This is a genomic window from Actinomadura mexicana (assembly GCF_900188105.1).
In the GTDB taxonomy this organism is placed as follows: Bacteria; Actinomycetota; Actinomycetes; order Streptosporangiales; family Streptosporangiaceae; genus Spirillospora; species Spirillospora mexicana.
Genome location: NZ_FZNP01000004.1, coordinates 403,208 through 417,066 on the forward strand (window position 1 = coordinate 403,208; position 13,859 = coordinate 417,066).

10 protein-coding genes are annotated in these 13,859 nt (G+C 75.0%); 5 read left to right on the forward strand and 5 right to left on the reverse strand.

Features of this window, described 5'->3' with window-relative positions:
• Positions 1–36 precede the first annotated feature (36 nt).
• The 3 genes from CHC11_RS13165 to CHC11_RS13175 are packed head-to-tail and all read right to left on the reverse strand — an operon-like array spanning position 37 to position 3,358.
• Entirely contained in the window at positions 37–1,233 is a 1,197-nt protein-coding gene (locus tag CHC11_RS13165; RefSeq protein WP_245919150.1) for a carbohydrate kinase family protein, read from the reverse strand.
• Positions 1,233–2,600 carry a 6-phospho-beta-glucosidase gene (locus CHC11_RS13170; RefSeq protein ID WP_089311974.1) on the reverse strand — a complete coding sequence of 456 codons (1,368 nt, stop codon included), beginning with the start codon at positions 2,598–2,600 and terminating at the stop codon, positions 1,233–1,235. The genes CHC11_RS13165 and CHC11_RS13170 overlap by 1 nt, the downstream gene beginning before the upstream one ends.
• Positions 2,597–3,358: a DeoR/GlpR family DNA-binding transcription regulator gene (locus CHC11_RS13175; protein ID WP_218826064.1), complete on the reverse strand. Its 762-nt coding sequence runs from the start codon at positions 3,356–3,358 to the stop codon at positions 2,597–2,599. The genes CHC11_RS13170 and CHC11_RS13175 overlap by 4 nt, the downstream gene beginning before the upstream one ends.
• Before the next feature lie 792 nt (positions 3,359–4,150).
• Between CHC11_RS13175 and CHC11_RS13180 the strand changes: the two genes are divergently transcribed.
• Genes CHC11_RS13180 through CHC11_RS13190 form a run of 3 tightly spaced genes read left to right on the forward strand, consistent with a single transcriptional unit; the run spans position 4,151 to position 6,817 of the window.
• On the forward strand, positions 4,151–5,059 hold the full coding sequence (locus CHC11_RS13180) for an SIS domain-containing protein (protein WP_089311976.1): 909 nt from the start codon (positions 4,151–4,153) through the stop codon (positions 5,057–5,059).
• Positions 5,056–5,979 (forward strand): 1-phosphofructokinase family hexose kinase, encoded by a 924-nt coding sequence (locus CHC11_RS13185; protein WP_089311977.1) that lies wholly within the window; start codon positions 5,056–5,058, stop codon positions 5,977–5,979. Before CHC11_RS13180 ends, CHC11_RS13185 begins: the two co-directional genes overlap by 4 nt.
• Entirely contained in the window at positions 5,957–6,817 is an 861-nt protein-coding gene (locus CHC11_RS13190) for a class II fructose-bisphosphate aldolase (RefSeq protein ID WP_089311978.1), read from the forward strand. Before CHC11_RS13185 ends, CHC11_RS13190 begins: the two co-directional genes overlap by 23 nt.
• Here the strand turns inward: CHC11_RS13190 and CHC11_RS13195 are convergent.
• Positions 6,777–7,382, reverse strand: coding sequence for a dihydrofolate reductase family protein (locus tag CHC11_RS13195; RefSeq protein ID WP_089311979.1), 606 nt, complete (start codon positions 7,380–7,382; stop codon positions 6,777–6,779). The genes CHC11_RS13190 and CHC11_RS13195 overlap by 41 nt on opposite strands.
• A gap of 195 nt (positions 7,383–7,577) precedes the next feature.
• On the opposite strand from CHC11_RS13195, the gene CHC11_RS13200 reads away from it, so the two are divergent.
• On the forward strand, positions 7,578–9,239 hold the full coding sequence (locus CHC11_RS13200; RefSeq protein ID WP_218826065.1) for an alkaline phosphatase family protein: 1,662 nt from the start codon (positions 7,578–7,580) through the stop codon (positions 9,237–9,239).
• 39 nt (positions 9,240–9,278) lie between these two features.
• On the forward strand, positions 9,279–10,958 hold the full coding sequence (locus CHC11_RS13205; RefSeq protein WP_218826066.1) for an ArnT family glycosyltransferase: 1,680 nt from the start codon (positions 9,279–9,281) through the stop codon (positions 10,956–10,958).
• Between the two features lie 21 nt (positions 10,959–10,979).
• Here the strand turns inward: CHC11_RS13205 and CHC11_RS41300 are convergent, their stop codons facing one another.
• The gene (locus CHC11_RS41300; RefSeq protein ID WP_179278836.1) at positions 10,980–13,820 is read right to left on the reverse strand and encodes a hypothetical protein; all 2,841 of its coding nucleotides are present in this window, start codon (positions 13,818–13,820) and stop codon (positions 10,980–10,982) included.
• Positions 13,821–13,859: the final 39 nt, after the last annotated feature.

Genomic DNA, 13,859 nt, shown 5'->3' on the forward strand with positions numbered 1-13,859 from the left:
TGTCCTGCTGCGTCCGCGCCGGTCGGGGACGGCGCGCTAGTGGTCGGCCCGGAGGGTGGGCTCGGCCCGGACGACGGTGTCGGTCGCCGAGTCGGGGATGAAGTCGACGACGAAGGAGTACGGTTCGAGGACGGACTCGGGCACCTCTCCGGACTCGCCGAACGCGGCGATCTCCCCCCAGCACGGTGCGCCGAGCGAGCCGCTGCGGTGCCGGACCGACAGGCCCGCGCACAGGTTGGCGAACCGCAGCCGCTCCACGAGCGGGAGGCCCGCGAGCGTCCCGAACAGGAACCCGGCGCCGAACACGTCGCCGGCACCGGTCGCGTCGAGCGGCCGCACCGGCAGCGCGTCGGTCTCGGCGACCTCGCCGGTCACCGAGTCGATCGCGATGGCGCCCGCGCCGCCGCGCTTGACGACGACGACCGGGACCCGCTCGGAGAGGGCGCGGGCGGCGTCCTCCGGTGTGCTCGTGCGGGTGTAGGCCATGGCCTCCACGGCGTTGGGCAGGAACACGTCCACGTGCTCCAGCCGGTCGAGGACCTCGCTGGACCACGTCTCGGTGGCGTCCCAGCCGATGTCGGCGAAAACCGCGGCGCCCGCCCGCCGCATCTCCTTCGCCCAGCCCGGCACCGGATGCTCGATGTCGACGAAACAGGCGCGCGCGGCCGGCGGCGGGGAGCCGAGCACCGCCTCCGCGTCGACCGTCTCGCCGGGGTCGAGGTCCGGCAGGGGCCTGGTGTAGGTGACCATGCTGCGGTCGGAGTCGTAGGCGAGTGACACCGTGACCGGGGTGGGCCAGCCCTTGATGCGGCGGGAGTGCCCGAGGTCGATGCCCTCCTGCTCGGCGAGCGTCCGCCACAGGTAGGAGCCGAACATGTCGTCGCCGAACGGGGCCGCGAGCCCGACCCGCAGGCCGAGCCGGCTCATCGCCACCGCGATGTTGGCGGCGCCGCCGGGCGCCGAGCCGAGCCCCTCGGTGAACATCTCGGTCCCGGGCGGCGGCAGGCCCGGCAGCCCGGTGAAGATCATGTCCATGAAGACCTGGCCGCTCAGGAAGACGTCCAGCTCGGGCGCCGGGCCGGGGGCGTCCCCGCCGCGCAGCAGGTCGCCCGCCGGGACGCGCTCGGTGCACGGGTCGGCCATGGAGGGTTCGGGCGGCTGCCCGGGGGCCGCCGCCCCGCCCTGGGCGGGGCGGTCCACGGGCGGGCTCCCGTCCAGGATTTCCACTGTCATCACGACTCCTCACGGGAGAAGACGGCGGCGACCTCGGGGATCTGGTCGATGTAGCCGTCGAGCAGCAGCCGGCCGATCCGCGCCGAGTCGACCAGGGGGTGCAGGGCGAAGGCCTTGGCGGCCTCGGTCCGCGAGCCGGTCACGGCCGCGCCGACGGTCAGCCGCTCGACGGCCTTGACCTGCTGCATCAGCCCGGCCTGGTGCAGGTCGGGCTGGTCGAGCGGGAGCGGGTGGACGCCGCCGGCGTCGACGGTGACGGGGACCTCGACGACCGCGTCCGGGGGCAGCGCGGTGACGGTCGCGCCGTTCCGCACGTTGAGGATCATGGTGGCGGGCTCGTCGCGGCTGATCGCGGCCATCACGTTCAGCGCGACCCTGGCGTAGCCCTCCTCGGCGGGGTCGACGCCGGAGTGGTCGTCGAGCGCCTCGCCGGTCCGGGCGCCCTTCATCTCGGCCATGTAGCTCGCGCTGCGGGAGGCGACCGTCTCGCGCCACAGCTCCATGGCCGCGCCGCCGGAGGCCGCCGCGATCCGCTGGTAGAACGCCTCCTGCTGCTTGAGCAGGAACTCGCCGCGCGTCTGCGGCGCGTCCAGGGTGGCGCGGACCGCCTCCCGGTTGAAGTAGTAGTAGTACAGGTACTCGTTGGGGATCAGTCCGAGGTCGCGCAGCCACTCGCGGCCGAAGACCACGCCCTCCTCCAGCGTCCCGAGCAGGTCGTCGTCGGCCAGCAGGCGGGGCAGGACGTCCACGCCGTCGTGCAGGACGCGGCGCATCCAGCCGAGGTGGTTCAGTCCGACGTAGTCGAGCCGGATCCGGTCCGGGTCCAGGCCGAGCGCGGCGGCCACCCGCATGCCGAGGCCGGACGGGGTGTCGCAGATGCCGAGCACCCGGTCGCCGAGCACGCCCTGCATCGCCTCGGTGATCATCCCGGCGGGGTTGGTGAAGTTGATGACGTAGGCGTCCGGCGCGAGGGCCTTCACGCGATGCGCGATGTCGAGCATCACGGGGATGGTGCGCAGCCCGTAGGCGATCCCGCCGGGGCCGGTGGTCTCCTGGCCGAGCACGTTCAGGTCCAGCGCCACGCGCTCGTCGCACACCCGTCCGCGCAGGCCGCCCACCCGGACGGCGGCGAAGACGAAGTCGGCTCCCTCCAGCGCCTCGTCGAGCCCGGTGCCGGTGAACACGCGGGGGGCGTCCTGCACCCCATCGGCGAGCGCCGCGAGGACCTCGGCCATCCCCGCCAGGCGGCCGGCGTCGGAATCCTGCAGCCAGACCTCCTCGATGCGCGGGGAGCCGGGGTCGCGCAGCAGGGCCTGGTACACGTAGGGCACCCGGAACCCGCCACCGCCGAGAATGGCCAGCTTCATGCGATGTACACCTTCCCGCCCGCCTCTCGGCAGACCTCCAGAGTCCGGGGATCGGCCCCGGCCGTCGTGACCAGCGCGTCGACACGGTCGAGCGAGCACACGCGCAGGGAGCCGGTGCCGGGGAACTTGGCCTCGGAGGCGACCAGCACCACCCGGTCCGCCGACTCCAGCATCGCCTGCTTGATCGGCGTCTCGACCTCCATGTCGTCCATGACGTGGCCGTCCGGTCGCACCCCGGTGCAGCTCAGGAACACCAGGTCGGCGCGGACCTGGCGGAGCGCGGTCTCGGTGAGCGAGCCGACGAGCGAGAGGTAGTTGCGCCGCACGACGCCGCCGAGCAGGCACAGCCGGACGGCGTCGTCGTCGCGCAGCTCGTCCAGCACGGCCAGGTTGGCGGTGATGACGGTGACGGGCCGGCCGCGCAGGTGCCGGGCGAGGAGGCGGGTGCTGGTGCCGATGTCAAGGACCACGACCATGTCATCCTCCACCAGCCTCGCCGCCCGCTCGGCGACCGCCGCCTTCTCGGCGCTGTCGTGCTCGGCCGACGCCGCGAAGGAGATCTCCGGCGCCGCCGGGCGCGGGGACAGCGCCGCTCCCCCGTAGGTGCGCAGCAGCTCGCCGTTGCGGTCGAGCACGTCGAGATCGCGGCGGATCGTGGACTCGCTGACCTGGAGGGTCTCGGCCAGCTCCCGGACGGAGGCGGCGCCCTTGGCGCGCAGGGACGACACGATCTGCGCCCGTCGCATGCTCGATGTCACGCCGTGGAAGGTAACACCGCTGCTCGACATCCGTCATCACCCTGGCGGAAACCTGCTCGAAGTCCGTCATTCACTTCTCTGACGTGCGCGGACACGGTCAGGACGGCAGTGGAGTCAGCGGACGCTGTCGAATACTCGGAACGTTCCACAGGCGTACGGGCGGAGCGTCGGAGGGTCCCGCGCGGACTGTCAGGACGGAAGGTCAAACCAGCGGAAAGGGGCCCCTTGACGGCCATATAATTCCCACCTTAAATCATGGTGTGAAATAACGCGCGTGTTCTGAGGGGCCCCGCTCACCCACCCACGCGAAGGGGATGCGCGTGCATCCCGTCCCGCCCCGAGGGCCGTCCAGGAGAGCCTGGCCGGCCGCCGTCTCCACCCTGCTGCTCATGGTCGCGCTCGCCGTTTATGAGCCGCTGGTGACCGATGCCGGGCGGCCGCAGCCGTGCCGGCGCGATCGGTATCCCGGCCACGGCTGGCCTTCCGTGCTCATACTCGAAGGAGGAGCCCGGTTTTCGAACGAGAACACGCATCGGGCAGCGCGGAGGACGTGGGCGGTGAGGCCGGACTTGGACCAGGTTGTGGCGGTTCTCGCTGGGCAGCTGGTCCTGTCGGCAGCGGCGTGCGCCGGGCCGACGGGCGCCGTGACCGGCAGTGTGCGGGTGCGGCCGCGTAGTCCGGGTGGTGCGGGTGCGGTCCTCGCATGTTCATGATGTTTTCTGCTCTCTACACTTCTGTTTCGAGCATTACTGAGCATAAAGTCTCCGAACGGATCGAACTTCGGGAGGGCTCATGGCCGGGAACCGCATCACGACCGAGATCGCCGCGCAGCCGGAGTGCTGGCGACGGGCCGCCGTGCTGGCCGCCGGGCTGCGGGACGCGCTGCCGGCCCGCGGGGAGCGGGTGGCGGTCGTCGGATGCGGCACCTCCCTGTTCATGGCGCAGGCGTACGCGGCCCTGCGGGAGGGCGCCGGGCACGGGGAGACCGACGCCTTCGCCGCCTCGGAGATGCCGGGCGGCCGCCGCTACGACCGGGTGCTGGCGCTCACCAGGTCCGGGACGACGACCGAGGTCCTGGCAGTCCTGGACCGGCTCGGCGGCTCGGTCCCGACGACCGCGATCACCGCCGCCCCGGACACGCCGGTGTCCCGCAGCGCCGGGCGGCTGATCGTCCTCGACTTCGCCGACGAGGAGTCGGTCGTGCAGACCCGGTTCGCCACCACCCAGCTGGCGCTGCTGCGCGCGCACCTCGGCGAGGACCTGACGGCCGCGATCGCGGCCGCCGAAGTCGCGGTGGCCGACCCGGTCCCGCCCGAGCTGCTGGACGTCGAGCAGATCACCTTCCTCGGCCGCGGCTGGACGGTCGGCCTCGCACAGGAGGCCGCCCTGAAGATGCGCGAGGCCGCGTGCTTCTGGACGGAGGCCTACCCGGCGATGGAGTACCGGCACGGACCGATCAGCATCACCGGCCCCGGCCGGGCGGTGTGGATGTTCGGCGACCTTCCGGACGGCCTCGGCGAGGAGGTGGCCGCGACCGGCGGCCTGCTGCGCGCCGCGGGCGCCGACCCGCTCGCCGAGCTGGTCCGGGTGCAGCGGCTCGCGGTCGCCCGCGCGAGCGCGGCGGGCCTGGACCCGGACCGTCCCCGCCACCTCACCCGCTCGGTCATCCTGGACGCCGCGCCCGGCGGTCCGGCGGCATGATCCTCACGGTCACGCTGAACGCCGCGCTCGACGACACCTACGAGGTGCCGGACGTGCGGCTCGGCGCGGTCCACCGGGTGGCCGCGGTGCACTCGCGGCCCGGCGGCAAGGGCGTCAACGTGGCCCGGGTGCTGCACGCCCTCGGGCACGAGGTCGTCGCCGCCGGGCTGGCCGGCGGCCACGCGGGGCGGCGCATCGAGGAGGGGCTCGGCTCCCTCGGCGTGCCCGCCGTGTTCACTCCGCTCGCCGCGGAGTCGCGCCGGACGGTCACCATCGTCGGCGCCGAGGCGACGATGTTCTGCGAGCCGGGTCCGGAGGTGACCGGCGCGGAGTGGGCGGCGTTCCACGCCGGCTTCGCGTCCCTGGCCCGCGACGCCGCCGTCGTCGTCCTGTCGGGGAGCCTTCCGCCGGGCGTCCCCCCGGACGCCTACGCGCGGCTCGCCCGTCTCGCGCCCGGCCCGGTGATCCTGGACGCCGACGGGGAGGCGCTGCGCCTCGGGCTCGCCGGAGGCCCCGGCATCGTGAAGCCGAACGCCGAGGAGCTGGCCCGCGCGAGCGGCACCGGCGACACCGCCGCGGGGATCCGCGCGCTCCGCGAGGCGGGCGCGGGGGCCGTGGTCGCCTCGCTCGGCGCCGGCGGCGTCCTCGCCGCGACCCCGGACGGCGTCCTGCGCGCCGCGCTCGACCGTCCCGTCGCGGGCAACCCGACGGGCGCGGGTGACGCGCTCGTCGCCGGGCTCGCGGCGGGCCTGGCCGCCGGGCTGCCCTGGCCGGACCGCCTCCGCCGCGCCGTCGCGCTGGCCGCCTGCGCGGTCCGCTCCCCCGTCGCCGGCGAGATCGACCCCGCCGGGCTCCCCGCGCTGCTGCCCCGCGTCACCCTCCGGACCGAGGAGAACCATGCCGCTCACCCCCATGAGTGAGGCCATCGCCGCACCGGCCGCGCAGGGCCGCGGGCTGGGAGCGTTCAACGTGATCCAGTTGGAGCACGCCGAGGCGATCGTCGCCGGCGCGGAGCGGGCGGGCGCGCCCGTGGTGCTCCAGGTCAGCGAGAACTGCGTCGCCTACCACGGCGCGCTGGCCCCGATCGGGGCGGCGGTGCTGGCGCTCGGCCGCGCCGCGTCCGTCCCGGTCGTCGTCCACCTGGACCACGCGACTTCGGCGGACCTCGTCAGCGAGGCGGTCGCCCTCGGGTTCGGGTCGGTGATGTTCGACGCGTCCGGCCTCCCGCACGAGGCGAACGTGGCGTCCACCGCCGAGGTCGCCGCCCGCTGCCGGGCCGAGGGGGTGTGGGTCGAGGCGGAGCTCGGCGAGATCGGCGGGAAGGACGGCGTGCACGCCCCGCACGCCCGCACCGACCCGGAGGAGGCCGCCGGGTACGTGGCCGCCACGGGCGTGGACGCCCTGGCGGTCGCGGTCGGCACGTCCCACGCGATGCTGACCCGCGACACCGTCCTCGATCTCGCGCTCATCACCCGGTTGCGCGCGGCGGTGCCCGTCCCGCTGGTCCTGCACGGGTCGTCCGGGGTACCCGACGACGGGCTCGCCGCCGCCGTCGAGCACGGCATGACCAAGATCAACGTGGCGACGCAGCTCAACAAGGTGTTCACCGCGGCCCTCCGTGAGCGGCTGGCCGCCGATCCCGGCCTGGTCGACCCGCGCCGCTACCTCTCCGCCGGCCGCGGCGCGGTCGCCGCCGAGGTCGCCCGGCTGCTGCACGTCATCCGAGCGGGCGGCCGACGCGATAGGTCACGTGGGTGACCAGGGGCTTCCGGGACGCGGCGACCGGCTCCAGCGCCAGGTCGCCGACGCCCTCGAACAGGCGCTCGCCCGCCCCGAGGACGATGGGGGCGACGTGCAGGCGGAGCTCCTCCAGCAGGCCCGCCGCGAGGTACTGGTTCACGGTGCTCGCTCCCCCGGCGATCGCGACGTCCTCGTCCCCCGCCGCGGCCCGCGCCCGGGCCAGCGCCGGCTCGATCCCGTCGGTGACGAAGTGGAACGTCGTGCCGCCCTTCATCTCGATGCTCTCGCGCGGGTGGTGCGTCAGCACGAACACCGGCGCGTGGTAGGGCGGCTCGTCGCCCCACCAGCCCGTCCAGTCCGGGTCCCAGGACGGGCCGCGGTCGGGGCCGAACATGTGGCGCCCCATGATGTAGGCCCCCGCCGAGGTGATCTTCGCGATCGCCTCGGCGTTGGCCTCCCGCTCCTCGAACATCCACCGGTGCAGCCGCTCGCCGCCGTCGCCGAGCGGCTCCTCCGGGCGCTGGTTCGGGCCCGCGACGAAACCGTCGACCGAGATTCCGATGTCACAGGTGACCTTGCCCATCGTGTCGCCTCCTTGGCGGGCGCCCCGGCGGCGCCCTTCACCAGTGGATCGGAGCCGCGCCCGCGTTCTCTACATCCCGGACCCCGCGAAGATGAGATCTTTTGAACCCACGGCCGTGGGCCGGACGTGCTGTGGGGTGTCGCGTGCGCGGCGGGAGCCCGAACCGGGGAGGACGACCTGACCACCGACAGCCGCTTGGAGCGGATCACAGACGAAAACGAGCCGGCCGACGCCCCGGAGGCGGGTGGGCGGCCGGGATGGCGGCGGGTGGCGGCGCGGGCGGTGACCGGCGCGGCGTTCCTGCTCGTGCTGGTCGCGCTGGTCGCGCCGGCCGAGTTCGCCCGCCTGGCCCCGGGGGCGTTCGTGCGCGTGCCGGTCGAGGGCGTGATCGGCGTCGCGCTGGTCCTCGTGCTCCCGGCCAGGGCGAGACGGTACGCGGCGGGGGCGGCGGGGGCCGTTCTCGGGCTGCTGCTCGTGCTGAAGGTGCTGGACATCGGGTTCGACGCGGTGCTCGTCCGGCCGTTCGACCTGGTGCTGGACTGGCCGCTGCTGGGGCCGGCCGTGGAGTTCGTCAAGGAGTCGTCCGGGCAGGCGGGGGCGGTCGCGGCCGTCGTGCTCGCGGTCGTGCTGGCGGTCGCCGTGGTCGTGCTGACGGCGCTGTCGACGCTGCGTCTGAGCGGTGTGGCGGTCCGGCACAGAAGGCCGGCGTCCTGGGCCGCCGGTGTGCTGGGGACGGTCTGGCTCGCCTGCGCCGTGCTCGGGGCTCAGTTCGTCCACGGTGTGCCGGTGGCGTCCAGGAGCGCGGCGGTCCTCGCCTACGACCACGCGCGGCAGGTGCGGACGAGCCTGAACGACCGCAAGGAGTTCGCCAAGGCCGCCGCCGTGGACGGGTTCCGCGACACGCCGCCCGACAAGCTGCTGACCGGGCTGCGCGGCAAGGACGTCGTCCTGGCGTTCGTGGAGAGCTACGGGCGGTCGGCCGTGGAGAGCCCGCAGTACGCGCCGCGGGTCGGCGCCGTCCTCGACCAGGGGACGCGGCGGCTCCGCGCGGCGGGGTTCTCCGCGCGCAGCGGCTGGCTCACGTCCTCGACGGCGGGCGGCGGCAGCTGGCTGGCGCACGCCACGCTGCTGTCGGGCCTGTGGGTGAACAACCAGCAGCGGTACCGCGCCCTGGTGAACAGCGACCGGCTGACGCTGAACGGGGCGTTCCACCGCGCGGACGCCCGGACGGTCGCGCTCATGCCGGCGATCACCCGGGCCTGGCCGGAGGCGTCCTTCTACGGGTACGACAAGGTCTACGACGACCGGAACCTCGGCTACCGCGGCCCGCGCTTCAGCTTCGCCACGATGCCCGACCAGTACACCCTGTCGACGCTCCAGCGCACCGAGCTGGCGAAGGACGACCGGGCACCGGTGATGGCGGAGACGGCGCTGGTGTCCAGCCACGCCCCGTGGGCGTCCGTCCCACGGCTCGTCCCGTGGGAGCAGGTCGGCGACGGTTCGGTCTTCAACGGGATGGGCAAGGGCTACGACGCGCCGTGGCCCGCGCCCGGCCGCATCCGCGCCGAGTACCGCACGTCGATCGAGTACACGCTGAACACGCTCGTCTCCTACCTGGAGACCTACGGCGGCAAGGACACCGTGCTGGTCTTCCTCGGCGACCACCAGCCCGCGCCGCTCATCACCGGGCCGGGCGCGAGCCGGGACGTCCCGATCACCATCGTGGCGAAGGACGGCGCCGTGCTGGACAGGATCTCCGGGTGGGGGTGGCAGGACGGGCTGCGCCCCGCCAGGGACACTCCGGTGTGGCCCATGAGCGCGTTCCGCGACCGATTCTTGACCGCGTTCGGAGGCTGAACGGAGATCGGGGGGACGGTCTCCGGGAAGGGTGGCGGCGTGACCTCCTTGTCCGCGGAGCCCGGACGGCCCGCGGCGCCAACGGCCGAGCCGCCGCCGGGCCGGTTCCGCGCGCTGCACCGGCGCTGGGTGCTCGCGGCGGTCGTGGTGGCGCTGCTGGCCCAGATGGCCGCCGCGATGGTCACCACGGCCGTGCAGCAGAGCCCGACCGTCGACGAGCCCGTCTACATCAGCACGGGCGTGGTCTACCTCCGCGAGCACGACCTGCGCCACAACGCCGAGCACCCGCCGCTCGGCAAGCTCGTCATCGGGGCCGGGGCCGTGCTCGCCGGCCCGCACCTGCGCACCCCTTTCACCGGCAGCGACTACAGGCTCGGAAGGCAGTTCCTGTACCGGTGGGGCAACGACGCGCAGCGGGTGCTGCTCGCCGGGCGGCTGCCCGTCATCGCGCTGACCCTGCTGTTCGGGCTGGTGGTCTTCGCGTTCGCCCGCGACCTCGCCGGTCCGGCCGGCGGCCTGGCCGCGCTGGCCCTCTACGCCTTCTCCCCCGACGTCATCGCGCACGGGTCGCTCGCCACGCTGGACGTCCCCACGGCCGGTCTCCTGCTGACGTCGGTGTGGCTGCTCTGGCGCGCGAGGCGCAGACCGAGGCTCTACCTGCCGCTCGCCGGGGCGGCGCTCGGCGCGGCCTTGGCGACCAAGATGAGCGCGCTTCCCGCGCTGCCGGTGCTCCTCGTCCTGGCGGCGGTGTCGGTCTGGACGTCCCGCCCGCCACGCCGTCCCGTGACGACCGCGGTGCTGTCGGCGGCCGGTGTCGGCGTCCTGGCGGTCGCGGTGGTGTGGGCGAGCTACCTCGCCGTCGACCCCCGCCTGCGCTGGGCGGCGCCCGCCGACCTGCCGTCCGTCGGCGGCCTGCGCGGGGCCGCCGCCGGCTGGCTGCCGTTCCCCCGGCCCTTCCAGGACGGGATGCGCGCGCAGTTCGGATTCGAGGACATCCGGTGGACCGGCTACCTGTTCGGTGACGTCTACCGGGGCTCTCGCTGGTACTACCTGCCAGCCGCGCTGCTGGTGAAGACGCCGCTGGGCATGCTGATCCTGTGGGCGGCGGGCGTCGCCGCGGTGGCGGCGCTGCCCCGGCTGCGCCCGGCCGCGCCGTACCTTCTCGCGCCCACGGCCGTGCTGCTGGCGGTCGCGATGACCGGTTCGCGCGACCTCGGCGTCCGTTACGCCATCTTCGTCCCGATCTTTCTGGCGGTGGCGGCGGGCGGCGCGGTCCTCGTCCGGTGGCGGTGGGCACGGGCCGCGGCGGTCGCGCTTCTGCTGCTCGTCGCGGTCAGCTCGCTGCGGGCCTTCCCCTACTACCTGCCGTACTCCAACGAGGCGTTCGGCGGCCCGTCCAAGACCCACCTGCGGCTGCACGACTCCAACGCCGACTGGGGCCAGGACCTCGGACGGCTCGCCGACCGCCTCCGGGAGCGTTATCCGGGCGAGCCGGTCTGGCTGGTCTTCAAGGGCAGCGGCGTCCCGTCCGCCTACGGCATCCACGCGCGCGACCCGCTCACCGCGCCGCCCGGCGAGGTGCGCGGGCTGCTGGTGGTCTCCGACAGCTGGATCGTCAAGAACGACCCGCGGCTGACGCCGCTGCTCCGCACCAGCGAGCCGATCGACGAGGTCGGGCACTCCGTCACCATCTTCCGCCGGCCCGCTCCGCGCCCGTAGCGCCTTCCCCGGGCCGCCGGGTCAGCGGCGGCGGGTGTGGGCGCGGGACCAGAGCGCCGCCCAGCCGCCGTGCGCCAGCCAGGACGCCGGGACGCGGAGACCGTGCTCGGCTATCTCGTCCCAGAACACGGCCGTGTCGCCGCCGAGCTCGCGGGCGGCGGGCAGAGCGCGCTGCCAGGGGCCCTCCTCGTCCTCCAGGGTCGTGGCCGGGAAGCCGGGGACGGTGGTGGTGCGCGGCGGCATGACGGGGACGAGGCCGATGTCCGGCGCGGCGCAGGTGGTGGCGACGGCGAGCGCGCACAGCGGCTGCTCGGCCGTCTGCTTGGCGAAGGCGCGGGCGATGACCGGGGCGTCCTGGAGCGCGAGGGCGCCGATCGCACGGCGGACGCGGCGCGCCACCAGGTCGAGGGAGTAGGCGTCGGCGACGTCGGGGCGCTTGACGAGCCTGCGCAGCGTCTTCGGCAGCGGCGGCTCGCCGAGCAGGAGCGGGAGGTGGTCGTAGCGGTCGCGCAGCGCCGGTTCGAGGGCGTCGAGCGCGGAGCGCAGGGGGCGGTGACCGGAGGCCGTCCAGAGCCGGACCAGATCGGTGGCGCCCTCGTCCAGGGCGCGGCCGACGGCCCCCGTGAGCTGCGGGCCGCCGAGGCGGCGCAACCGGGCGAGCGCGGCGTCCGGCCCCGTCCCGGCCACGGCGGCGAGGGCGCCGAGCGCCTCCGGGGCGGCCCGCGCGTACGACCGGAGCGCGAGCTCACCGAGGGCGGGCCCGGCCTCCTCGACGAGGCGGGGCGCGGCGCGCCGCCGGGCCGGACGCGCCGGCGGGAGCTCCTCCGGCGCCTGCGCGGTGTCGTCCTTGGCAGGGCCGGGGATCTCGGCGATCCAGGCGCGGAACCGCTGTTCGAGGGTCTCCTCCGGCGCGTCGTTGAACCTAGCCGCGATCTCGCTGACCCGCCAGCCGCGTGAGGCGGGCCGAAGCGGCATCAGTTCGGCGTTCACGACCAGCAGGCCGTCGGCGTCGTAGAGGCCCGCGAGACCGCTCCGGCCCTCCTTGGCCTCCTCGACGTAGGCCGGTCCGGCGATGCAGTTGCCCATGTAGTCCGCCCATTCGGCGACGTCCCGGGCGCTGTGGGCGATCTTGAGCCGGAGGCGGGTCCCGGGGACGGTCGCGCCGTCCAGGGCGGCGAGCGGCGCCGGGACGGCGAAGTCGCCGGTGAGGGCCTCGGCGATCGCGGTGGCCGACATCAGACCCGCGGTGAGGGCCTCCCAGGTCCGGGGCGCCCGGGGCGGGACGCCGCCGAGCGCGACCAGCTGCGCCGCGCCGGAGACGGCGCCCATGAGCGAGTCGAGGCGCGGGGTCAGCGGCTCGCCGGCCGGCGGCGGGTCGTGGTCGTACCAGGGATCGCCGGTGCCGGGGGTGGGCTGCGCCCGCTCGTGCCCGTGCAGCCGGGCGAGGGCGTCGATCAGGTCGGCGTACCAGAGGAGGTCGGCGGCGGTCTCCACGGTCGCCGGGTCCTGACCGGGAGCGAGCCTGCGGCGCAGCGGCTCGGCGTCGCCCAGCATCGGCCCGCTCCACGGCGGGATGCCGTCCCATTCGGCCGGCGGACGGTCGTACCCGGCCGCCTCGCGCCAGCTCTCCAGACTGGGCGACCACTCGCGCAGAAGGTCGTCGTGGGTCCCGACCATGTCACCCATCAGACGCCCGATGTCCTCGAAGACGATGAGCGCGAAGTCGCGGGCGCAGGCCAGGCGCGGCCTGACATAGCCGGCGGTCTTGGCGTCCATCGGCCTGCCGGCGGCGAGCCTGCGCGCGAGGTCGCGGACGTAGGCGCCGGGACGCGCGGGGAGGCCGGTGAGCCCCGGCACGCGCCGCGCCGCCTTCCCGGCGGCCCAGTCGGGCATCAGGGACGCGGCCGCGCGCAGCACCGGGGCCGACCGCTCGAGGCCGTCCTCCAGGCCGTGGTCGGCGACGGCCACGGCGGTCCGGAGCAGCGCGGTGGCGGCGATCGCGTCCGCGAAGGCGCGCTGGAGGCGCTCGTGCCAGTACCAGCGGCCGGGGGTCCAGCGGGCGATGTCGGCGAGCGAGGGGTTCTCGTCGCTCAGGTCCATGCGGACCTGCCACACGATGTGCTCGTCGTCGTTGTGGCGGCGGCGCGCGCGCAGGTCCTCGAGCCGGTCGCGGCGGCTCTGCGTGGCCAGCCGCGCCTCCCTCCGGGCGAGCCCGGTCCGGTGCTCGGCGACCCGCTCCCACAGGTCCAGGATCAGCGCGAGCCTGCGGGGCGCGGGCACCGGCCCGAGCACCTGCCGCAGGTACCCCGCGAGCACGGACGGCGATCCGCCCGGGGTGAGGTCGACGCCTCCGGGCGCCTCCAGGGCGAGCACCTGCTCGATCTGCTCCGGGCCGAGGACGTCGCTGGCCGCGGACGCCAGGTGCAGCGCCGCCCAGCGCCCCTCCTCGGCGGCCCGCCCCGCGGCCGCGCCGACCCGCTTGGTGACCGCGGGCCCGAAGAGCGCGACGAGCACCCCGGCCCGCTCGCCGAGGCGGTGCGCGCCGTGGAGGCCGACCGCCCGGAGCGCGGCCAGAACGGCGTCCCGCTGGTCCCCGCGCGCCCCGTCCAGCCGCGCGGAACGGAATCCGCCGCCGAGGTCGACGCCCGCTCCGGCCGCGACGGCGCCTCCGTCGGCGACGAGCAGCGTGAGCTTGCGCACCGCGTCCGCCACGTCGTCGGCCGGAGCCTCCTCGGGTCCCAGCGCGACGGGTGTCCCCGGCCGCGCGTCCACCCGGTCCAGGAGCCGCTGCGGTCCGGAGGGACGGGCGATCCAGGCATGGCGCCCGGACGCCACCACTCCCCCAGAAAGCCGGATCTTCATCCGCCCCATCATCCTCCCGGCGGCCGAACCGGCCAACGG